Origin of the sequence: Psychrobacter sp. Rd 27.2, assembly GCF_001921755.1 — a bacterium.
Lineage (GTDB): Bacteria > Pseudomonadota > Gammaproteobacteria > Pseudomonadales > Moraxellaceae > Psychrobacter > Psychrobacter celer.
Genome location: NZ_MRYB01000004.1, coordinates 15481 through 35457 on the forward strand (window position 1 = coordinate 15481; position 19977 = coordinate 35457).

Below are 19977 nucleotides of genomic sequence, written 5' to 3' on the forward strand. Positions count from 1 at the left end.
ATGGCTGACACCAAAAGTATTTTAACCACGCCTATCTTTGACAATAACCCCATTGCCCTACAGATCCTAGGTATCTGCTCGGCATTGGCAGTCACCACCAGCATGGCCAACGCCATGGTGATGTGTGTGGCCTTGACACTGGTAACGGCGTTTTCGAGCTTTTTTATCTCTATCATCCGTAAGCAAATTCCATCGAGCATCCGTATCATCGTCCAGATGACGATTATTGCCTCGTTGGTTATTTTGGTCGATCAGGTACTAAAAGCGGTGGCTTATGATGTGAGTAAAGGTCTATCGGTCTTCGTTGGTTTGATCATTACCAACTGTATCGTGATGGGCCGTGCCGAAGCCTTTGCCATGAGCAATCCGCCTGTCCCTAGCTTTTTGGATGGGATCGGTAACGGTCTTGGGTATTCAGCGGTATTGTTATTTGTTGCAACCATCCGTGAGCTACTCGGTGCCGGTACCTGGTTTGGTATCACCATCTTGCAGCCTGTCACTGATGGCGGCTGGTATATTCCAAATGGTTTGTTATTACTACCACCGTCAGCGTTCTTTATCATCGGTTTGTTTATCGCCATCGTGCGTATCTGGAAACCAGAACAAGTTGAAGACGCTGAGTTTGTCATGAAGCCGCAATCTAAAGGCATGGTACATGGAGGCGGTCACTAATGGGACACTATGTTAGTTTATTTATAACCTCAGTCTTTATCGAGAATATGGCGCTGGCCTACTTCTTAGGTATGTGTACCTTTTTGGCAGTGTCCAAAAAAGTCTCAACGGCCATAGGCCTTGGGGTCGCGGTCATTGTCGTGATGGCCATCACCGTACCGCTAAACAATCTGTTGTTTCAGTTTATCCTAAAAAGTGGGGCGCTGGCATGGGCAGGTTTTCCTGATATTGACCTAAGCTTCTTAGGCCTACTCAGTTATATCGGTCTGATTGCTGCGACCGTACAGATTCTAGAGATGTTCTTAGATAAGTTCGTTCCAAGCTTGTACAACGCGCTTGGGGTGTTCTTACCGCTGATTACTGTCAACTGTGCCATCTTGGGTGGTGTTCTGTTTATGGTGGAGCGTGACTACAACTTTAGCGAATCGGTCGTATATGGCGTGGGCGCAGGTTTTGGTTGGGCATTGGCGATTACCGCATTGGCTGGCATCCGTGAAAAGCTCAAATACTCAGACATCCCAGCACCGCTGCGTGGTCTTGGTATTACCTTTATCACGGTTGGTCTGATGTCACTTGGCTTTATGTCTTTTGGCGGTATGTCAATCTAAACCGCTACGCTGAAAAGCCTAGTTAGCGATTTGACCTATTTAATTCATTTATTCGGTAGGGGGAGCAGTAGACGCTGGGCGTCCTGTTCCTCCCCTACTCCATAGATTAAGGATACATATCATGGATTATGCTACGGCGATTGGTGGCGTTGCTATGTTTACCTTGATCATCATGGGCCTTGTCGCCATTATTTTGGCGGCGCGCTCAAGACTGGTCAGTTCAGGTGATGTTACCATCCATATCAATGATAATCCCGATAATGACGTTGTGACACCAGCGGGCGGCAAGCTACTGCAAACCCTAGCAAGCGAAGGTATTTTCTTATCTTCAGCTTGTGGTGGTGGTGGTACGTGCGCGCAGTGTCGTTGCCGCGTTATTGAAGGTGGCGGTTCTATCCTGCCCACCGAAGAAGGCTATTTTACACAAGGCGAGATTCGCAATCACATGCGCTTAGCCTGTCAGGTAGCTGTCAAGCAAGACATGAAAATCGAGATCGACCCTGAGTTTTTTGATGTACAAAAATGGGAATGTGAAGTTGTCTCTAACGATAACGTGGCAACCTTTATCAAAGAGCTGGTACTTAAGATTCCAGAAGGCGAGGAAGTCAACTTCCGCGCTGGTGGCTATGTACAGCTAGAAGCGCCGCCGCATGAAGTACATTACAAAGACTTCGATATCGGCGAAGAGTACCGTGAAGACTGGGAAAAGTTCGGCGTCTTCAAATACGTCTCAAAAGTTGATGAGCCTGTTATTCGTGCGTACTCGATGGCCAACTACCCAGAAGAAAAAGGCATCATTAAGTTTAACATCCGTATCGCCAGTCCACCGCCGCGTGGTCCTGAAGGTATCCCGCCGGGCAAGATGTCGTCTTGGGTATTTAGCCTAAAACCTGGGGACAAGGTGACGGTATCAGGCCCGTATGGTGAGTTCTTTGCCAAAGATACCGAAGCTGAGATGATCTTCGTCGGCGGCGGTGCTGGTATGGCACCAATGCGCTCGCATATCTTCGATCAGCTAAAACGTCTGAACTCTAAGCGTAAGATTAGCTTTTGGTACGGTGCGCGCTCGATTCGTGAAATGTTCTATGTCGAAGACTACGATCAGCTCGAAGAAGAGTTCGATAACTTTGAGTGGCATGTGGCACTATCTGATCCATTACCAGAAGATAACTGGGATGGTCCGACCGGCTTTATCCATAATGTCCTGCTTGAAAATTACCTAAAAGACCATCCAAACCCAGAAGACTGTGAATACTACATGTGCGGGCCACCGATGATGAACGCGGCGGTAATCGACATGCTCCATAGTTTGGGCGTGGAGGATGAAAACATCTTACTTGATGACTTCGGTGGTTAAGTAAAAAAGCAACACTAAAAGCGATATTAAAAAAAGAGTCTCAAGCGAGGCTCTTTTTTTTGTCAAAAAATTGACCGCTAAGAAAAACACTGACTTAAAACTTGAACTGTAACCTGAGGCAACGCTATTGGCCTTATAAGTGATAAGGGGTGTAAAATAGGAGAGGTTTAGCGCCGTTATTCGTTGACGCTCCATTCACCCCTTTGCTTTATCAAGCTGTGATGACTCATATGACAAATGTAACCTCATTTTTTGCCGCGTTTTTTGCCGCGTCTCAATCCATACGCCCGACCTTACTGACGATGACCACGGTAGCCACTGTAATGAGCCTCAGTGCCTGCCAGCAGCTCCCTGACTATGACTATCTAAGCGGTGAAACGATGGGCACCAGCTATCATATTAGCTATCAGTTACCAGCAGGGGCGGATGAAGCGGCCATACAAGCAGCCATTGATCAGCGGCTGCAACAGATCAACGACAGCATGTCGACCTATCAATCTGACTCTACCATCTCTAAGTTCAACCAGCTGGGAAAAGACACGCCCATAGCGATCGATGCCGACTTTGCGCATGTGCTTGAGGTGTCGCGCACCGTCTATCAGCAGTCCGGCGGTGCCTTTGATCCGACAGTGATGCCCCTAGTAAAGACATGGGGGTTTGGCAGTACAATGACCGTCGAGCGCTTACAAAGTCCGCCCACTGCACTCGAGATCGCTCAAGCAAAAGCCTTGGTCGATTTTGACAGTATCGTACAAGAACAGCAAAGCATCTACAAAACCAAAGAAGGCGTGGGGCTGGATTTTTCTGCGGTGGCAAAAGGCTATGGCGTCGATGTCATCGCTGATGTGCTCAGAGACGACTATCAAATCAAAAATTATATGGTGGAGATAGGCGGCGAGATTGCGACCTCTGGTGTCAACAAACAAAAACAACCTTGGCAAATCGCTATCGACGCCCCTATCGAAGACAGCACTGTCAATGAGCGCGAGACCATATCAGCGATTCGCCAACCCATCAGCACGGCCAATCAAATGCATCTGGCGACCTCTGGCAACTACCGCAACTCTGTGGTGTTCGATGGCGAGCGCTATAGCCATACCATCGACCCCACCACGGGCATTCCCATCGCGGGCGGCGCGCCTTCTGTCACTGTCGCCGCAGAGTCTGTGGCGCTGGCCGATGCGTGGGCAACGGCGCTGACTGCCATGCCGTATCAGCAAGCGCTAGACGTCGCTCAAAAACAAAACCTAGCGGCGATGTTTGTGATATTAGCCGATACCGATCGTGATAGTGATAAAAAAACCACTAAAGACACTGACAATATTGGGAAATGGCAAGTGGTACAGACACCAGCGATGCAAGCATTACGCGCCGACAAACCCTTGTAAACTGTCAGCTGCATGCGCCAAACATCTTGATACGCTCAAGCGGCACCTGCAAAAATCTGCTATACTATGAAGGTGTTGTCTTTATAGATGACAGCCCTATTTTTAATACGAGGTTTCCTCTATGTTTACTCAATTGCTCCCCATGCTTGCGATTACCTTTACCGTATTTGTGCTGTTTTTTGTCTTTATGGGTATTGGATATATGGTGAAAAAAAAGCCCCTAAAAGGCTCTTGCGGCGGGGTGGCCAAACTGATGGGCGACGAGCATTGCTCATTTTGTGGCAATGACCCAAACAAATGCGACTCACTCATCGCCGAGCAGCAAGAAACCGCGCTCAAAGCCGCTCAGTTAGGCAAATCTGTCTAGAGTAGGTATAGATACCACGTTTGTTACCATACGCTGGTAGTATTTAGTCATCAATTGTTCTTATAATAGCGTCAAACTCTACAAAATAGAGTTGGCGCTATTTTTCTTGTGCCATATTCGTTTTGATAGCTTTTATAAGCCGCTGATGTTTTATAAAACTAGAATCAAACCTTCATCGTTATCATCCATATACTAAGTTTGCCCTGATTGATAGGGCAGCAAGTTCATATGACAGGCTTTCTGCCCATGTTGTAAAGCCCTAATGGCTTTTCTAACTCATCGTTTTAATGAGACTTTTCTGGTGTTATTTGATAAGCGGTGCTGCGGCGGCGCTATCTAATGACGTGTTTTTTATTTTATATAATAGTCGTGCTGCCATGTCTACCTCTGCAAATCTGTCTGCTTCTCAAACAAAAGCGTCAAAATCCTCCATCCCGCCATCATCACGCTTTACTTTTTGGCTGGTGCTATGCGCGATCGTATTACTCGCGACCAACATGCGCGCGCCTATCGTGGCGCTTGGCTCTATCGCACCTGTGGTGCAAGAGGCGCTTGGTATCTCTGAGACTGAGCTTGGCTGGCTGGGCGCAGTGCCGATGCTGACTTTTGCCTTGGGCGCGCTTATCTCGCCTGCCATCGGTAAGCGCTTTGGGCTTGAGAATACCTTGATTGCGATGATTGCCCTGCTAACGATTGGCATGGTCATCCGCTCGGTGATTCCGACTTGGATTGGCTTTTTGAGCGGGACGGTATTACTAACGCTGGCCATCGGTTTTGCCAACACCTTGGCCGCGCCTGTCATCAAACAGCGCACGCCCAATCACATACCGCTGGTGACAGGCTGCTTTAGCTTGACCTTGACCGTCGCCGCAGGCATCGTCGCCGGCGTGGTGTTGCCGTTATCTGAGCAGTTTGGTTGGCAGTGGGCGCTTGGCGGTTGGGCGCTTTTGGGCTTTTTTGCCTTGGTTTTGTGGGTGTTCTTGCGGGTGCGGCTAGGCTCATCGACACGGGTGGTGGCGCCGCTCGCTACCGGCTCATCAGACATTTCGGTATGGCGCTCAGCATTTGCTTGGCAGATTGCAGTGTTTATGGGTCTGCAGTCTTTGTTGTTTTATACCGTTGCCAGTTTTTTACCTTCGATTTGGCTTAGTAAGGGGCTGTCTGCGGTGAGTGCTGGACAAATGGGATCGGTATTTCAGTTTATGGCACCGGTGGCGATTTTGAGCCTGACGTGGCTGGTCAATCGCGGTCGACCGATTCAGGCACTGGCCGTCTTTGCCGCCGCCTTAAACGTGTTTGGTGTATTGGGCATCATGTACCTATCGACCGACCTTGCTTGGCTGTGGTCTGGGCTCATGGGCATGGGCTGTTCGGCGATTTTTACCTTAAGTATGATGCTGTTTTCGATGCGCACTTATACCGCCAACCAATCCAGTGAGCTGTCTGGTATGGCGCAGGCGGTGGGATATCTGCTGGCGTTTTTTGGTCCGCTCGGTACTGGCTGGATCCATGATGCCACAGGCAGTTGGGACTTGGCGCTGTTTATGCTGCTGATCTTGATGATCATCAACGTCGTGATGGCGTGGCTGGTCAGTCGCCCAATCATGGTCGATGGTAAGCACGCTTAACATCGGCTTACCCTAAATCACGGTAACCTTATCATAATATTGGTCGCGATCTTATTTTGCTACACTGGTTTGATTGCTTATAGGACAGACTACGTATTATGAAACCATCTTCTCGTTTGACTTCGCACCTACCGGTGGTAGCTCTCTTAGCCATGGTGATGGCCGCCACTGGTTGTCAAAAATCGCCTGATAATGCTGATACCACGCCAGCCGACAGCACACAACCAACCCCGCCTATCAGCCAAACTACTCAACCCAGCCAGACTGCCGACACATCATCCACCTCACGGTTGGATGAGCAGCAAGCAGCGCTGACCATCTTGGCGCTGGGCGACTCCTTGACCGAAGGCTTGGGCGTGTCGCCTGAAGATAACTACCCTGCCCAACTAGAAGCTCAGTTAAAACAGATGGGCTATCCCAATATCACTGTCGTCAATTCCGGCTTGAGCGGCGAGACCAGCACAGGGCTGGTCAATCGCTTGGATTGGGTGCTACAGACCAAACCTGATATCACCATACTGACCATCGGTGCCAACGATGCCATGCGCGGTATAGAAGTCGCCACTATCGAAAATAACATCCGTACCGCCATCGAACGCTTGCAAGCAGGTGGCAGCGAAATCATTTTGGGCGGTATGCAGATTTATGACAATCTTGGCGCAGACTACGTAGAGTCGTTTGCCGCGATTTATCCGCGCATCGCCGAAGACACGGGGGTTACGCTGATTCCGTTCTTTTTGGACGGGGTGGGCGGTGATGCCGCCCTCAACCAAGCGGATGCCATTCACCCGACTAAAGAGGGCTATCGCATGATCGTTAATGAAAATGTTTTGCCAGTGCTCACGCCTAAGCTAGAAAAAATAGTCGAAAGTGAGCGTAATTAAAGGCGCTTATCTGTAGCTGCTTCACTTCGATGCCTTATGGCCTTAAACCAACCAACCGGAACTGTCCCATGACCGCCACACTTACCAGTAACGCCATACTCAGTGCCGCGCATTTACATAAAACCGTGCAAGTCGGTGAGCAATCGCTGGTCATCATCAAAGACGTCAGCATCCATGTCGATGCCGGCGAATTTGTGGTGATTATGGGCAAATCAGGCTCAGGTAAATCCACCTTACTGGGTCTACTGGCCGCGCTAGATTATCCCGATAGTGGCTCGGTTACGCTGGCTGGACAAACGCTAAGCGCGCTTGATGAAGATGCGCTAGCGGTGATTCGTCAGCGCGAGATGGGCTTTGTCTTTCAGTCGTTTCATCTACTGCCGACCTTGAGCGTGCGCGACAATATCGCTTTTCCGCTAGATATCGCGCGGCGTGCTGATCCTGCGCGGGTCGATGCCTTAATCGAAGCAGTCGGGCTCGGCCATCGACGTGATAGCTTGCCCAGTCAACTATCCGGCGGTGAGCAGCAGCGCACAGCGGTGGCGCGCGCGCTGGTCGCCCAGCCAAAGATTGTCTTTGCCGATGAGCCGACAGGTAACTTGGATGAGCAAAACGCCGAGCAGGTCATGCAGCTATTGCTAGACTTGCGTGCGCAGACAGGCTCGGCGCTGGTCGTCGTGACGCATGATCCAGCACTCGCTGACATGGCCGATCGAGTCATCACCATGCATGACGGTATGATAGATGGGTCAAACGCTGATGAAAAATAAACCAAGCGCTGCTACAATTCAGTCTGCTACAACCCAGCCTCATGGCCTGATAGGTCAGCTATTTACTCGCACGTTAGGCGCGCAAGCCCTCACCCGTAGCTGGTGGCGACGCTGGGTGTATCCGGTATTGTTTTTACTGACGCTGACGCTATCGCTGGCCACTTATCTGACTCTGGACTCTATCCAGCAGTCCGTCGATCGCTACATCACTGACAATCAGCGAGCGCTGGTCGGCGGCGATCTGATACTCAACAGCAAACAAGACTGGCCAAGCGAGGTCATGGCACAAGTCAACACCCTGCCTGCCAGCCAAGTCGTCTACGACCATCAGTTTAGTGCGATGGTGGTGAGCGCAGAGCAGACATTGCTGACACAGCTCAAAGCCGTCTCTCCTGCTTATCCATTATATGGCGACGTCGAGCTGGCCTCCGGACAACCGCTGTGGCAACAGCTGACAGCCGATAGCATCATCGTCGCGCCAGAGGTGCTAAATGGTCTTGGCGCTACCGTCGGCGATGTCGTCACCATCGGTGATGGACGCTTTACCATCCGTGATGTACTGACCAAAGAGCCAGATCGCCCTTTAAGTGCCTTTGGCTTTGGCGGGCGGGTCTTGATGCAGCAACAAGCGCTGGCAGCCACCAACCTATTGGGGCAGCGCAGCCGTGTCAACTACCGTATCGAGATGGCAGGAGATGCCGAGACGATAGCGGCGCAGCACGCAACGCTTAAGCAGCTACTCGTAAGCCATCCTGATATCGAGCTGTCTGACGCTCAGTCAGCAGATACGTCTGTCTCGCGTATCTCTGATAATGTCTTGATGTTTTTAAAGCTATTGGTCATCGCCGTCCTCCTGCTCTCGGCGGTGGCGATGTATGGGGTGATTAGTGCCTTTGTCAGCAAAGAGCAGCCAAACAACGCCATTCGCCTTGCCTTAGGTGAGCCGCTTGCCTCGCTCAAACGCAGCTACTACCAGTTACTACTTACGACCACCGTCATCGCTTGTATCGCAGCGAGTATCCTTGGTGCCGGCTTACTACAGGTCAGTCAGCCCTACCTTGGCGCTATCTTACCTGCCGATGTGGCGCTAGCGATCAACCCCATTAGCGTCCTAAAAACCATCATCATCGCGCTGCTCTTGAGCTTTGTCATCGCCCAGCGCGGTTTACGTCCGCTGAACCACACCAAACCTGCCACCTTGCTCAATCAAGGCGCAAGTCAGTCCAATCAAAACCTGCCATGGTATCGACGCCTGCCTATACTATGGTACGGGCTGATGCTAACAAGTCTGTATGTGTTTTTTGCTTATGAAGTGGGCTCGTGGCTACTGGGCGCGCAGCTGCTGATCGGCCTGATTGGCTTTGTCGCGATATTTTGGCTGCTTGCTCGTGGCTGGCTATGGCTCTTGGCACAACTGGCCTCGCGCCACCGTATCAGCTGGATGCAGCGTATCGCCATTCATAATTTGGCGCGCAAAGGCAACCAATCGGCGCTGTTTTTTGTCACCTTATCGCTGTCGGTCGCCGTCCTAACACTTATCACCACGCTTAATCACAGTATCAACGAGCAGTTTATCAACACCTACCCTGCAGACGCGCCCAATATATTTTTGCTCGATGTGCAAAGCGCGCAGCATGAGGCGATCGGCACCATTATCGATGCGCCCGTGAGCTACTACCCAGTCATTCGGGCGCGGGTGGTGGCAGCAGGCGGCGTGCCTGTACAAGATATCGAGCCTACAGAAGGCTTTGATGATCCGGCGCGAGTGTTTAATTTAAGCTACGCCGACACGGTGATGGATACTGAGTTCATCACTGATTCTCTAGAAAAAAACGCGCTCTATGCGCCTATCACCACCGATCATACCGATAATGGCAACGCCGCGCAGACCATAGCGCCCCTATCTATCTTGGATACGGCCGCCAGTTTGCTCAATGTCGACATGGGCGACGAGATCATTTTTAATATCCAAGGGATCAAAATCGTCGGGCAAATCACCAGTATCCGCTCGCGCTTCGAGCGTGGCCCGAGTCCGTATTTTTATTTTTTGTTTGAGCCATCGGTGCTGTCCAGCGCGCCGCAAATCCAGTTTGCCACCGCGCATATCCCTGAGGACCGTATCGCCGAGGTACAAGGTCAGCTGGTACGCAAGTTCCCTGCTGTCACCACCATTGACGGTACCGCTATCGCCGAGCAAGTCCAAGATTTGGTCGTGCAAATGAGCCGCTTGGTCTATGTCTTCACCCTACTGGCATTGCTAACAGGCGTCATGGTATTGATCAGCTCGCTCCTCTCAACCTCGCAAGATCGCATGACGGAGAGCGCCTCATTTCGCCTGCTGGGGATGCAAAAGCGCGATTTATATATGCTCAATATCTTAGAGCTTGGCGTGCTTGGGATTAGTGCGGCGGTGTTTGCGATGACGATTGCTAGTGTTGGCGCTTGGTTTGCGATTACCCAATGGTTTGACTTACGCTATAGTGTGCCATGGATGAGCTTAAGCATTGGCGGTGCAGCATTAGTTGCCTTGTTATTTGGTATTGCTATTATTTATGTACGCTTGGTGATTGGACGCGGGATTATGGCTCGAGTACGGGCGATGGTTTGAGAAGCGTTAAAAAATTGTATTCAATTTTAGCTTTGCAAGAATTCCGCCCCAAATCCCTGAATTCCTAAACCCTCAAACCAAAACGCACGCTATGGATATAGTGGGCGTTTTTTTACTTAAGACACAACTATATAAACCAATATCAGCCGCGCAGATTGCTTATTTTATAGAAACCTTTTGCTATACTAGCCTAACTTTATCGATTAAATTCTCCCTTATACTTCTCTAAAACAGCACGGTAACCTTATGAAATTCTCCAAGTTTGGTCAGAAATTTACCCAGCCGACCGGCATCTCTCAGCTTATGGATGATCTAGGCGATGCGCTCAAAAGCGATCAGCCAGTCAATATGCTCGGTGGTGGCAATCCGGCGCGGATCGATGCGGTCAACGAGCTGTTTTTGCAGACGTATCGAGAGCTTGGCAATGATAACGATACAGGCGAAGCGAATAGTACCTCAATCATCAGTATGGCCAATTACTCCAATCCGCAAGGCGATGCCGCCTTTATCGAGGCGTTGATGGGCTTCTTTAATCGCCATTATGATTGGAATCTCACGGCGGACAATATCGCCCTGACCAATGGCTCACAAAATGCGTTTTTCTTTTTGTTTAATTTGTTTGGCGGCGCTTTCGTTGAGGCAAAAGACTCGGAAGAACAAACCATAGATAAGTCGATTTTGCTACCGCTTGCGCCTGAGTATATTGGCTATAGCGATGTGCATGTCGAAGGTCAGCACTTTACCGCTGTGTTGCCGCATATTGAAGAAGTGACGCATGAGGGCGAAGAAGGCTTCTTTAAATATCGCGTGGATTTTGAGGCGTTAGAGAGCTTGCCTGCGCTGACCGAAGGTCGTATCGGGGCGATTTGCTGCTCGCGTCCGACCAATCCAACCGGTAATGTGTTGACCGATGAAGAAATGGCGCGCTTGGCCAAGATTGCGCGTCGCTATGAGGTACCACTGATCATCGATAACGCGTACGGTATGCCCTTCCCCAATATTATTTATTCAGACGTCACGCTCAATTGGGATGACAATACCATTTTGTGTTTTAGCCTGTCCAAGATTGGCTTGCCGGGGGTGCGTACGGGAGTTATCGTGGCCGCGCCTGAGGTCATCGCAGCGGTCAGCGCGATGAATGCGGTGGTGAATCTCTCGCCCACGCGCTTTGGGGCGTCTATCGCCACGCCTCTAGTCGAAAACGATGCGATTAAAGACTTGTCCAATAACGAGATTAAGCCGTTTTATCAGCAGCAAGCACAAACCGCGGTTGCCCTACTAAAGAACGAGCTGGGTGATTATCCATTGATGATTCATAAGCCTGAGGGAGCGATATTCTTTTGGTTGTGGTTTAAGGATTTGCCGATTACCACACTTGAGCTTTACGATATTCTCAAAGAAAAAGGCACGCTTATCGTCCCAAGTCAGTATTTCTTCCCTGGTGTCGATGTCAGTGACTATCAACACGCGCATGAGTGTATTCGCATGAGTATCGCGGCGGATGAAGACACATTGGCCAAAGGCATTGCGGTGATAGGTGAAGTGGTGCGAAAGCTGTATGATGAGGCTAAGTAAAACCATCTCTTTTTGAATATAAAAAACGGACTATTTATTAGTCCGTTTTTTTTGGATTAAACGCATCAAGACCTGTTAATTAAGCGCTTTTAGCAACGCTTTGGCGCTTATCTTACCAAACTCATTGGCTGCGAGTGGCCCATCACCTGAGATTAGCTTTCTATCTTGATGCGTTTGCCCTGAAGCCAGTTTATTGTCAATGGTAACGCCTAAATCCTCTAACTTATCCGCAAAGTACCACGTTAACTCACCCGGCAAATAACCAATTTTTGGCATTTGCTTATCCATCGCAGTGGGGAACGCCACCATTTTATAGCCTTTATAGATAAAGTCGCGACTGCCATCATCGTTTTGATTTGCCTTTTTATCGGAGCGGTCAGGGCTATCTAGATTAGCCGCCAATAACGCTGCTGGTCCATGACAAATCGCTAAGGTAAACAAATCGTTTTTATACGCCCAGCGTAGCAACTCACCAAGATTTTTATCCTCCGGCAGGCCGAGCATCGCGCCATGCCCACCAGGGATAAAAATCGCTGCATAGTCATCACTGGCATCGCTATCAGCCATGTCATTTTTGACAAAATTCGCGAGGCTTTTTGGACTTTCAAACTTGGTCTCGTACTCGCTATAGAGTTGTTTGACGTCGTCATCATCCTCTGGCATCGCCCACTGCTCGACTTTTACAGCCTTGCCGGTTGGGGTAAATACATCGACATCGAAGCCTGCTTGCTTAAAGTGTAATAACGGCACCATCATCTCTACAGGGTGATTACCGGTCTTAAATTTATTACCGTTTTTCATGGTCATATACTGCTCTTGGGTACAGACCATCATGATTTTCTTATCGCCGGTATAGGGGTCGTCGTACTCGGTATGATCGTAGTTGGTCTTACTCGGTGCGGCTATTTTTAGCGAGGATGGGGAGGGTATAAAAACGCCTGCCTCTATCTCTTGCGGCTCTAACCCCAAGGTGTCTTTGGCCTTGTCTAACCTGTCTTTGGCTTTGTCTAATAGCTCTTGGATATTCATAGTACTTCCTTTTTTATTACTTATAGTTTTGTGACTTGTATTGGCCTCATCAAGAAAGATGACACCTGTAAAGTAGCAAAATAAGGAGACGTGAAATAGACGAGACTTTTTATGTTTCGTAAGCTTTGTAAAGATAAGGCCGCTTATGAGCCTGCAACTGGCACAATTTTTCTTGCATGCTGTGCCTGCGACGCTCAAGACTAAGAAAAACCACGTGTCTTCTCCCTGTATCGTTTTTATATCGGATTGACTATAGTGACGGGCGACAGCAGAAGCTAGTCGTCCATTTTTTTATGGCGCTTGAGTAAGGCTTTGGTATGGGGGGTGGGCTGAAATATTTTTAGCCATTTATTGGCCGCATACAGAACCAAGGGCAGCAGGCAGGTGTTTATCAAGTCGTGTAGGCTGGCTTTGATATCCAAGACTCCCAGCGCAAACACCCCTTTTGGAATGATGATATGGCGATTATCCAGATACTCCCCGAGCAGCGCCACGCTCACCACCACCAGCAGGGCCATAAAAGCTCTGAGGTTTTGGTTTTTGATAAGAGGGCGCAGTATCAGCAGGCACAGCAGATAGACCCCGACACCGACATAGATGTGCAGCGCATCTTTGGCTAGGCCTGTGACGTCGATGATATTGATTTTAAAGGCGGTAAAATCCACTGGTGTTTTCCATATATAACAGCAAGCAATAGCTGCGGCCAATAAAAAATGAGCAACGCCGTCGACTCGCCTTTCAAACTAATATCTGTTCAGCGTGACTACTGATGAAAAAGACAGCGTTGTCAGGCTATATATCCCACTCCACAAAGTTTTTTAATAGCTGCAAGCCTGCGGTGTGGCTTTTTTCGGGGTGAAACTGGGTGGCAAACAAGTTGTCTTGGATCACGCTGGCACAAAACGGCTGGCCATAGTCGCAGACAGCGGCCACTTGTGCGCTGTTGGCAGGCGCGCAGTAATAACTGTGCACAAAATAAAAATACGCATGGTCATCGATACCGCGCCACAATGGATGGTGAAAGTCCATACCGCTAATGGTATTCCAGCCCATGTGCGGCACTTTAATCGTCGCGCCTTGCTCGTCTGTCCACGCCGGATCAAAGGCTTCTACGCTACCATTTAGGATGCCTAGGCAATTTGTGCCGCCATTCTCTGCCGATTGCTCAAACAGCGCTTGCATACCGACACAAATGGCCATCACGGGTTTGTTAAAGATCGCGTCGCGTACGACATCATCGATACCCGCAGCGGCCATACCAGCCATACAATCGCGCATGGCACCGACACCGGGGAAGACGATTTTGTCGGCAGCAGCGACGACTTTTGGGTCATTGGTGATAGAGATGTCTGCCCCTACCGCTGACAATGCTTTGCCAGCTGAGTGCAAATTGCCCATGCCGTAATCTAATAAGGCGATTTTGGTCATTGATTGGTTCTCATTTTTGAATCGTTTTTATTATATTTGATAACAGCGGATGAGGTACAGATAAAATCCTGCTACGAGCAATAGCGCCAACGGTACAAGCAGTGTAGTAAGCGCGGCTGTGACCGTAGCAGCACCGCACCTACCCTTAAAACGCCTCTTTGGTCGACGGTAGCGTATTCAACGCACGCTCATCATATTCACAGGCCATACGCAGGGCGCGAGCAAAGGCTTTAAAGGTCGACTCGATTTGGTGATGGCTGTTTTTGCCTTTAAGATTGTCCAAATGCACGGTCATCCATGAGTGGTTGACAAAGCCGTAAAAGAATTCGCTAAACAGATCGACATCGAACTTGCCGACATGTGAGCGGGTAAATGGAATATCCATATGCAGGCCTGGACGCCCTGAGAGATCGACGACCGCGCGAGTCAATGACTCATCGAGCGGCGCATAAAAATGCCCATAACGACGAATGCCTTTTTTGTCGCCGAGCGCTTTGGCAAATGCCTGCCCAAGGGTGATACCTGTGTCCTCGACGCTGTGATGGTCATCGATATAGGTATCGCCTGTGCATTTGATATCTAAGTCAAACAAGCCATGACGCTTGATTTGATCGATCATATGATCCAAAAACGGCACCCCTGTGTCGACGACGCCTTGACCGGTGCCATCGAGATTGACCGTACATTTGACTTGGGTCTCAGCGGTATTGCGCTCGACGGTGGCGGTGCGCGCTGGACGGCCATGTAGGTTTGGGGTTTGTGGCAGGGATTGTTCAGGGGTATGGGTGGTCGAATTGGCGGTCATGGCTACTCTCTATCAATAAAAGCGGTCAATAAAATGTGCTCAATAAAATAGGACGACAAACGTCCAATAAACACTCGTACGTTGCGAGCGGTGTCAACAAAGTCTGTCAAATACAAAAGATTAATAAGACTAAAATATGGCTGGCGCGCATGGGCTAAATGCAGTCTGTCTGCCAGAGACAATACGCGACCTACCTGCATCATAGCAAACCCTAACCACGACCGCCACGACCAAGCGCCAAACCACGCACAAAATCTGCGTATTCTGCTAAAATAGTGCATTGAGTTTTATCAATCATCAATGCTGTGACGCTGTGATGCCGCGTGCTATCTTATTTATACCGACCTGACCTTATCACTGTCTACTTATAATATTCCATTTTTGATAGGAACAACTGCCATGCCTTTAGAAGCCATTGCCATCAACCGCTTAGACGCCCCGCTGATCAAAAAACCTGCACGCGACAATGAGCTGGCCGAGCGCTTGGCGGCACTATATGACAGCGATGAAACCCAGCCTAGTGGTGCAGAGGTGCTTCGGCTCGTTGAGCAAGGATTTAGCCGTGGGCAATATCTATACGTCGGTATGTTTAATGATAAGCCCATCGCTGCGGTGGCTTGCTTCGACGACGGGCAAACCAATGCCAAACGCCTGCAGTACCTCACCGTACATCCAGAAAACCGCAAACGCGCGATTGATGCCAAGTTTATCAAGCTGGTCTATGATGCCGAGATCAAAAAAGGCGTGCGAGAGTTCGTCCCTGCCGATGATGCTATTCATCGTATCATGAGCGAATATGAGCTGCTGCGCGTTAAAGACTAAACCAATCACTTATATCAAGACAAAACCCGATTATTTCGCTTATATTGACGGATATAGAGACTTTTATCACATATAATGCAAAAACCCCTTGACAGCAGCGGCGATATTTAGTTTAATAGCGCCTCAACGAAGACGGCTCGATAGCTCAGTAGGTAGAGCAACGGATTGAAAATCCGTGTGTCGGCAGTTCGATCCTGCCTCGAGCCACCATTCGTTTACTAGATTCTAAAACCCCAAACATTGAGAAATGTTTGGGGTTTTTTTATGGCTGATTTTTATGGATTAATACTCACTTAACGCTGGTATAGCCTACCACGCAATAACAGCTCACAGCGCTCGCGCGAATCCAAATCATACACCGTGGCGCGGTAATCAATACCATGACGCCCCTCAAAAAACACCACCCGATCCCCCACCGCCAAAAAACACGACGTGCGCGCATCATAGATAAAACCATCAATCACAAAGGCCAAGTCACGGTCTATCTCTCGTACGGTATAGGTCTCACCCTGCGGGATAAAACGCTCAAACCACGCGCCATATGCCGCAGTGGTACTGAGTACACTGATGAGTAGCGCCGCGACACCCAACCTGTATTTTGAAAATAAAATCGAGGTGATGCCACATGGTTTTATACGTTTTATTGTCATGGTTTTGACCTACTTAGTAATCATCAAACGCTATCTAATGCTGGCCTTAGCGATAAAGCCAGCAGCGGTGACTCATATAGTAATCGCTCACTGTCACGGTTGTATAACACTTTTGCGCTGTTTTTTAGACAGCTGCGCTCAGTATACTCGATAGTAGCCGTAAACATCATACAAAGGATAAGGGCACACGATGCGAGAGTTTGATTATGACTTAGATTATAAAAACCTAGACCTGCGCGCGCAGCCTGAGCTATACCGAGTCGGGCGCGGCGAGCAAGGAGTGCTGTTGGTCGAGCCTTATAAGTCTGAGATTTTGCCATACTGGCGCTTTGCCACTCCTGAGGTTGCCAAGCAAAGCAGCGAAACGATTTATCAGATGTTTTTGGATTACTTGGCGAAGGATGATTTTGTCGGTGCTGACATGGCGCGCAAGTTTATCCAAATGGGCTACACACGCGCGCGGCGCTACGCCAATCACAAGGGCGGCAAAAAATACAAAGGGCCGGTACCTGACGATAAAAAAGGCCAAAGCGGCGCGCATGGCCGCGAAGAGTTACCGCGGCAGCAAGAGGACCCTATCAAAGCAGAGTCCGCTCGTATTTTTAAGCAAAAATGGGACGCGTGCCGTAAAAATGACACCTATCTAAAAATGAAAAAAGCACACCGCGAGCGCTATAAAGATGTCGACTAGCGATATTCAAGCCTGCATAACAGTGGGTGCAAAAGCTTAGCTGTGCTATGGTAGCACAGACGATTAAGATAGCTATCCTTGCATAAAATCAATACAGCGCTTGGCTCGCTTGCAGTGCCCCAACTCATTGCACACTGTCGCTTGCCTGCCTTGCCTTACATTGTTTGGTATTGTTTGACATCGAAGCTATCTTAAATTCGCTATAGCAACACGAAACCGAGAGGAATAATGGATAAGCAACTGTTGATTTTTGATTTTGATGGTACGCTCATCGATAGCGTACCAGACTTGGCCGATGCCGTAAACGCCATGCTGAGAACACTTGGCAAAGACACCTACCCTATTGCTACCATACGTAATTGGGTCGGCAACGGCTCACGCATGCTGGTGGCACGTGCCTTGGTCGGCAAAATAGAGGTGCTAGAAGACGAGCTGAATACAGACACTCTAGATCACGCCGAAGCGGTGTTTTTTACGGCTTATAAAGACATTAGCGGTAGCAAAACGGTCGCCTATCCAGACGTCGATGATGGTCTCAAACAACTAAGAGCAGCGGGCTACACACTGGCTTTGGTCACCAACAAGCCCATTGGTTTTGTCCCAAAAATCTTACAGTCTTTCGGCTGGCAAGAGCTGTTTAGTGCCGTGCTCGGCGGCGATAGCTTACCGCAAAAAAAACCAGATGCCGCGCCGCTGCTACATGTCTGCCAAACGCTGGGCGTCACGCCAGCACAAGCCATCATGATAGGCGACTCTAGAAATGATATCTTGGCCGGCCAAAACGCCGGTATGGACACGCTGGGGCTGTCTTATGGCTACAACTATGGACAAGATATTCGTAAGCTAAATCCCACCCATGCATTCGATGACTTTGCCGCCTTGGTGCAATGGATCTTGCAAAACGATGCGTAAGCAATAAAACACAGCCTATAAGACTTTAACTTAAGCGATCCTGATTTGCTGTTATGCTTTGCCTCGATAGCTGAGCGCCTCGGACAAATGAGCGCTGGTGACATCCTGACTAGCGGCAAGATCGGCAATGGTGCGAGCAACGCGTAAGACTCTATGATAGCCACGCGCCGATAAATTAAGTCGCTGCTGAGCCAACTGCAACAGTTGCTGCTCGCCCTCGCCCAGTGGCACATACTTATCGATCTCGCTTGGGCTCAGTGCATTATTGACCTTGTGTTGCCGCGTTATTTGACGTTGATGCGCGGCGGCGACACGCTCGCGGACTTGGGCGGAGGTTTCGCCTGTCTGCGCGCTCTGCAAGTCTGCGATGGGTAGTGCAGGTACAGTGATGTGCAAATCAATACGATCGAGTAGCGGCCCTGAGAGTTTGTCTTGATAGCGCTTGATCTGCTCAGGTCGACAGCGGCAGCGCCCCGAGCCATCACCATCATAGCCACATGGGCAAGGGTTCATCGCCGCTACTAGCTGAAAGCTGGCCGGAAAGGTCATTTGTGAGTTGGCACGGCTGATAGTGATTTGCTTGGCTTCCAACGGCTGACGCAAGACCTCGAGCACCGTACGATCAAACTCTGGCAGCTCATCGAGAAATAAAACCCCCTTATCAGCAAGTGTTATTTCACCAGGTTTCGGACGTGAGCCACCGCCCACCAGTGCCACCGCCGATATGGTGTGATGCACTTGACGAAAGGGCCGTGTACCATAATCATAATCACTGTCTGCCACCGAGTAAGTGCTGGCTACCTCCAGCGCCTCCTCATCACTCAAATCTGGCAAGATGGTCGGCAATCTCGATGCCATCAACGTCTTGCCAGAGCCAGGTGGCCCTGTAAACAGTAACGAATGACCGCCTGCTGCCGCAATCTCTAATGCCCGTCTGGCATGATGCTGGCCTTTGACATCAGCCAAATCTACCTGATAGCCGACATGCCGCTGCACGGTACTGGGCGTGACAATGGGCAAACACTGAGAGGTCGCGCTTGGGTCAGTCAGTGACTGTAAGTGCTCACACACTGCCTGCAAGCTTTCGGCGGCCAATACATCTACACCCTCGACGCGGCTGGCCTCAGCACCATTGTCCATGGGCACGATCAACTGCGGTAGTTTTTGCGCGCAGCCTTTTGGGTCAGCTGTCGTTGTCATTTGCCCTAACCGCGCCGTTACCCCCTCTGCTTTTATCGCCCGTGCTACTGCCAGACTGCCGCTGACTTGGCGCAGCTCGCCATTTAGCGCCAGCTCGCCGATAAACTCAAACGCGGACAAACCCTCAGGCTCGAGCTGACCACTCGCCGCTAAGATACCGATCGCAATCGGCAAATCCAGCCGCGCGCCATCTTTTGGCAGGTCAGCTGGCGCTAGGTTGATGGTCAGACGACGATTGGGAAACTGAAAGCCCGAGTTTAAGATGGCGGAGCGTACGCGATCCTTACTCTCACGGACGGCCGCTTCTGGCAAACCCACGATGGTGAGTGCAGGCAAGCCTTGCGATAAATGCACCTCAATGATGACCTTGGGGGCATGCAGTCCGACGACTGAGCGGGTATAGACTTGGGCAAACGACATCAGTACTTCCTAATATAGGGAATCAATCGATAATAAAACATTATTTATCAGTGCGCAAATGTCGTGTTTCACTCGCTTTATTTTCAATTTTAATGTCACTTCATACCGATGCATTAAATAAGGCGTAAGCGCTAGCATCACGCTTCTATATTGTTATATGATG

At 49.7% G+C, this 19977-nt stretch carries 19 protein-coding genes and 1 tRNA gene; 14 read left to right on the top strand and 6 right to left on the bottom strand.

All coding sequences use genetic code 11. The annotated features are described in order from the left end of the window. From BTV99_RS04865 to BTV99_RS04910, 10 genes are all read left to right on the top strand, one after another. Positions 1–672: an NADH:ubiquinone reductase (Na(+)-transporting) subunit D gene (locus BTV99_RS04865; RefSeq protein ID WP_075101260.1), complete on the top strand. Its 672-nt coding sequence runs from the start codon at positions 1–3 to the stop codon at positions 670–672. After that, entirely contained in the window at positions 672–1280 is a 609-nt protein-coding gene (gene nqrE / locus BTV99_RS04870) for an NADH:ubiquinone reductase (Na(+)-transporting) subunit E (RefSeq protein WP_075101261.1), read from the top strand. Before BTV99_RS04865 ends, nqrE begins: the two co-directional genes overlap by 1 nt. 121 nt (positions 1281–1401) lie before the next feature. After that, positions 1402–2637, top strand: coding sequence for an NADH:ubiquinone reductase (Na(+)-transporting) subunit F (gene nqrF, locus BTV99_RS04875; RefSeq protein WP_075101262.1), 1236 nt, complete (start codon positions 1402–1404; stop codon positions 2635–2637). Between the two features lie 302 nt (positions 2638–2939). Then, complete coding sequence (locus BTV99_RS04880) at positions 2940–4025, top strand: FAD:protein FMN transferase (protein WP_256713732.1); 1086 nt, start codon at positions 2940–2942, stop codon at positions 4023–4025. A gap of 121 nt (positions 4026–4146) precedes the next feature. Further along, positions 4147–4392 (top strand): (Na+)-NQR maturation NqrM, encoded by a 246-nt coding sequence (nqrM, locus tag BTV99_RS04885; protein ID WP_075101264.1) that lies wholly within the window; start codon positions 4147–4149, stop codon positions 4390–4392. Between the two features lie 287 nt (positions 4393–4679). After that, positions 4680–6020 (top strand): CynX/NimT family MFS transporter, encoded by a 1341-nt coding sequence (locus BTV99_RS04890; protein ID WP_143507068.1) that lies wholly within the window; start codon positions 4680–4682, stop codon positions 6018–6020. 95 nt (positions 6021–6115) lie between these two features. Continuing rightward, positions 6116–6904 (top strand): arylesterase, encoded by a 789-nt coding sequence (locus tag BTV99_RS04895; RefSeq protein WP_372046515.1) that lies wholly within the window; start codon positions 6116–6118, stop codon positions 6902–6904. Positions 6905–6972: 68 nt separating this feature from the next. Then, on the top strand, positions 6973–7674 hold the full coding sequence (locus BTV99_RS04900) for an ABC transporter ATP-binding protein (protein WP_075101266.1): 702 nt from the start codon (positions 6973–6975) through the stop codon (positions 7672–7674). Continuing rightward, complete coding sequence (locus tag BTV99_RS04905) at positions 7664–10282, top strand: ABC transporter permease (RefSeq protein WP_083608544.1); 2619 nt, start codon at positions 7664–7666, stop codon at positions 10280–10282. The genes BTV99_RS04900 and BTV99_RS04905 overlap by 11 nt, the downstream gene beginning before the upstream one ends. Positions 10283–10528: 246 nt before the next feature. After that, positions 10529–11857 (top strand): valine--pyruvate transaminase, encoded by a 1329-nt coding sequence (locus BTV99_RS04910; protein ID WP_075101267.1) that lies wholly within the window; start codon positions 10529–10531, stop codon positions 11855–11857. A 75-nt stretch (positions 11858–11932) separates the two neighbouring features. Here BTV99_RS04910 and BTV99_RS04915 read toward each other — a convergent pair whose 3' ends face one another. The 4 genes from BTV99_RS04915 to hisB all read right to left on the bottom strand — a co-directional run bounded on the left by BTV99_RS04915 (position 11933) and on the right by hisB (position 15119). Further along, positions 11933–12886 carry a DJ-1/PfpI family protein gene (locus tag BTV99_RS04915; protein ID WP_083608536.1) on the bottom strand — a complete coding sequence of 318 codons (954 nt, stop codon included), beginning with the start codon at positions 12884–12886 and terminating at the stop codon, positions 11933–11935. Between the two features lie 275 nt (positions 12887–13161). Further along, positions 13162–13551, bottom strand: a complete 390-nt coding sequence (locus BTV99_RS04920; RefSeq protein ID WP_075101268.1) for a hypothetical protein — start codon at positions 13549–13551, stop codon at positions 13162–13164. A 127-nt stretch (positions 13552–13678) separates the two neighbouring features. Continuing rightward, positions 13679–14314 carry an imidazole glycerol phosphate synthase subunit HisH gene (gene hisH / locus BTV99_RS04925; protein ID WP_075101269.1) on the bottom strand — a complete coding sequence of 212 codons (636 nt, stop codon included), beginning with the start codon at positions 14312–14314 and terminating at the stop codon, positions 13679–13681. A gap of 145 nt (positions 14315–14459) precedes the next feature. After that, positions 14460–15119, bottom strand: coding sequence for an imidazoleglycerol-phosphate dehydratase HisB (hisB, locus tag BTV99_RS04930; RefSeq protein WP_241900585.1), 660 nt, complete (start codon positions 15117–15119; stop codon positions 14460–14462). A gap of 399 nt (positions 15120–15518) precedes the next feature. Between hisB and BTV99_RS04940 the strand changes: the two genes are divergently transcribed. Together BTV99_RS04940 and BTV99_RS04945 are read left to right on the top strand one after the other, a co-directional pair. Next, a complete protein-coding gene (locus BTV99_RS04940; RefSeq protein ID WP_075101271.1) occupies positions 15519–15941 on the top strand; it encodes a hypothetical protein in 423 nt (140 codons plus the stop codon). A gap of 134 nt (positions 15942–16075) precedes the next feature. Continuing rightward, a tRNA-Phe gene (locus BTV99_RS04945) sits at positions 16076–16151 on the top strand. A gap of 83 nt (positions 16152–16234) precedes the next feature. Here BTV99_RS04945 and BTV99_RS04950 read toward each other — a convergent pair. After that, a complete protein-coding gene (locus BTV99_RS04950) occupies positions 16235–16591 on the bottom strand; it encodes a hypothetical protein (RefSeq protein ID WP_075101272.1) in 357 nt (118 codons plus the stop codon). Between the two features lie 190 nt (positions 16592–16781). On the opposite strand from BTV99_RS04950, the gene BTV99_RS04955 reads away from it, so the two are divergent. Together BTV99_RS04955 and BTV99_RS04960 are read left to right on the top strand one after the other, a co-directional pair. Then, the gene (locus BTV99_RS04955; protein WP_075101273.1) at positions 16782–17282 is read left to right on the top strand and encodes a DUF4385 domain-containing protein; all 501 of its coding nucleotides are present in this window, start codon (positions 16782–16784) and stop codon (positions 17280–17282) included. A 228-nt stretch (positions 17283–17510) separates the two neighbouring features. Continuing rightward, on the top strand, positions 17511–18194 hold the full coding sequence (locus tag BTV99_RS04960) for a phosphoglycolate phosphatase (protein WP_075101274.1): 684 nt from the start codon (positions 17511–17513) through the stop codon (positions 18192–18194). Between the two features lie 51 nt (positions 18195–18245). On the opposite strand, the gene BTV99_RS04965 is transcribed toward BTV99_RS04960, so the two are convergent. After that, positions 18246–19814 (bottom strand): YifB family Mg chelatase-like AAA ATPase, encoded by a 1569-nt coding sequence (locus BTV99_RS04965; protein ID WP_075101275.1) that lies wholly within the window; start codon positions 19812–19814, stop codon positions 18246–18248. Between the last annotated feature and the right edge of the window lie 163 nt (positions 19815–19977).

Coding starts and splice junctions, on each gene's coding strand:
- BTV99_RS04865 (WP_075101260.1), top strand. CDS start 1: ATGGCTGACACCAAAAGTATTTTAACCACGCCTATCTTTGACAATAAC.
- nqrE (WP_075101261.1), top strand. CDS start 672: ATGGGACACTATGTTAGTTTATTTATAACCTCAGTCTTTATCGAGAAT.
- nqrF (WP_075101262.1), top strand. CDS start 1,402: ATGGATTATGCTACGGCGATTGGTGGCGTTGCTATGTTTACCTTGATC.
- BTV99_RS04880 (WP_256713732.1), top strand. CDS start 2,940: ATGACCACGGTAGCCACTGTAATGAGCCTCAGTGCCTGCCAGCAGCTC.
- nqrM (WP_075101264.1), top strand. CDS start 4,147: ATGTTTACTCAATTGCTCCCCATGCTTGCGATTACCTTTACCGTATTT.
- BTV99_RS04890 (WP_143507068.1), top strand. CDS start 4,680: ATGAGACTTTTCTGGTGTTATTTGATAAGCGGTGCTGCGGCGGCGCTA.
- BTV99_RS04900 (WP_075101266.1), top strand. CDS start 6,973: ATGACCGCCACACTTACCAGTAACGCCATACTCAGTGCCGCGCATTTA.
- BTV99_RS04905 (WP_083608544.1), top strand. CDS start 7,664: ATGAAAAATAAACCAAGCGCTGCTACAATTCAGTCTGCTACAACCCAG.
- BTV99_RS04910 (WP_075101267.1), top strand. CDS start 10,529: ATGAAATTCTCCAAGTTTGGTCAGAAATTTACCCAGCCGACCGGCATC.
- BTV99_RS04915 (WP_083608536.1), bottom strand. CDS start 12,886: ATGAATATCCAAGAGCTATTAGACAAAGCCAAAGACAGGTTAGACAAG.
- hisH (WP_075101269.1), bottom strand. CDS start 14,314: ATGACCAAAATCGCCTTATTAGATTACGGCATGGGCAATTTGCACTCA.
- hisB (WP_241900585.1), bottom strand. CDS start 15,119: ATGACCGCCAATTCGACCACCCATACCCCTGAACAATCCCTGCCACAA.
- BTV99_RS04940 (WP_075101271.1), top strand. CDS start 15,519: ATGCCTTTAGAAGCCATTGCCATCAACCGCTTAGACGCCCCGCTGATC.
- BTV99_RS04950 (WP_075101272.1), bottom strand. CDS start 16,591: ATGACAATAAAACGTATAAAACCATGTGGCATCACCTCGATTTTATTT.
- BTV99_RS04955 (WP_075101273.1), top strand. CDS start 16,782: ATGCGAGAGTTTGATTATGACTTAGATTATAAAAACCTAGACCTGCGC.
- BTV99_RS04960 (WP_075101274.1), top strand. CDS start 17,511: ATGGATAAGCAACTGTTGATTTTTGATTTTGATGGTACGCTCATCGAT.
- BTV99_RS04965 (WP_075101275.1), bottom strand. CDS start 19,814: ATGTCGTTTGCCCAAGTCTATACCCGCTCAGTCGTCGGACTGCATGCC.